Raw genomic sequence first — 1,245 nt, 5'->3', positions numbered from 1 at the left:
GCGTTGAACACCTCGTACTCGGCTACGGACTGGTTGATGCGGCGTTGAAGGATTTGCTGGGCGCGCCCGCCGTCCAGCTTGATCGGCTCGTTCCACGCGAAGAGCGGGACCCCGGAGCGCTCCAACTCCCTCTCAACGGAGAGGTTTTCGAACATGCGGCGGGCGACTCGGGACGTGCTCTCGCAGATCACCACGTCGAAACGCCGGTTGGGGTGGCCGCATTCCGCGAGCAGATCGGCAATCCCGCCGTCCCGGGCGATGGGAATGTCGAACCGCTCGTAGTTCGCCCCGTGGCCCCGGGCGTCGAGTTCCATGCGGCCGGACTCCACGTCGTAGAAGTGGGCCACGATCGCCCACGCTTCCGGCAGCGTCTCTTTGCAGCGGCCCAACTGCCGCATGAGGGATTGCCGGGGGTCCTGCTGATCCTCCGTGGACGTGCGCCCCAGCCACGCGACCCGCACCTCACCGCGCAGGAGAGCGGTCGGCATGGCGAACGGGGACACCGCGAGATCGGACAGCCCCGAGGGACCGGAAACGCCACCTCGCACCGGAGACAGAACGCCGGACGGCGTGCGTCCCGCCAAAGAGAGGGCGGGTGGATTGGCGTGCGGAATGGTCATGCTGCTGGCCTTTCCTCGCTTTCACCGGGCGAGTCGTCAGCGGCCGAATTCTGAGCGGTACTGGCCCATGTGAGAAGGTCCCGGACAACGGCGGCCAACTCGCCGCGCAGCCGCTCACCTTCGGCGCCACCTATCGGGATCGCGCGGCCGGAATACTTCCGATCGCCGCGCTTGCTTCTCTGATGGTAACGCCAACCCGCCCCGGAGGGGAAGAAAGTTGATCGACTCTCAGGCGCGTTTTCTTGCTCGGATTCGGCTGGTTGATGCGTCTCCGGTTGATCATTTGGCGGGCGGTGTGGTGAGCGGTCGGCAGAATCCACGGTGCGCCTCCCGGTCCACGCGCACCCGCAGCATGGCGCGCGTGAACAAGCAGGTGGAAAATGCTGTCACCATAAAAGGCCGCTCAGAGGCCCGATTTTCGACAGCGGGCAGCGAGGCTTTAAGAAACCGTGACACACGCCGGCCGCGACCGGCCCAGCGCGACCTCGCGCCCCGCCCGCCGCGCACTACTGTTGAGACACTGATTTTGTCAGTGAGTCGGGGTACACATCGGTAGGGGCCAAATGCCCTCTGACCTGCGACAAGGCGCCGCGAGACCCCTACCTATCTAACCGGCCCCCCGATT

The 1,245-nt window shown here is 65.8% G+C and carries 1 pseudogene; it reads right to left on the bottom strand.

From position 1 onward, the window contains the following. Positions 1-620 (bottom strand): annotated as a pseudogene (locus D7231_RS35050) (hypothetical protein); the annotation flags it as partial. Positions 621-1,245 lie beyond the last annotated feature (625 nt).

Source organism: Streptomyces klenkii (assembly GCF_003626645.1).
Taxonomy (GTDB): domain Bacteria; phylum Actinomycetota; class Actinomycetes; order Streptomycetales; family Streptomycetaceae; genus Streptomyces; species Streptomyces klenkii.
Note: the sequence above shows the minus strand (reverse complement) of the source record. Positions and strands in the feature narration are given on the sequence as shown.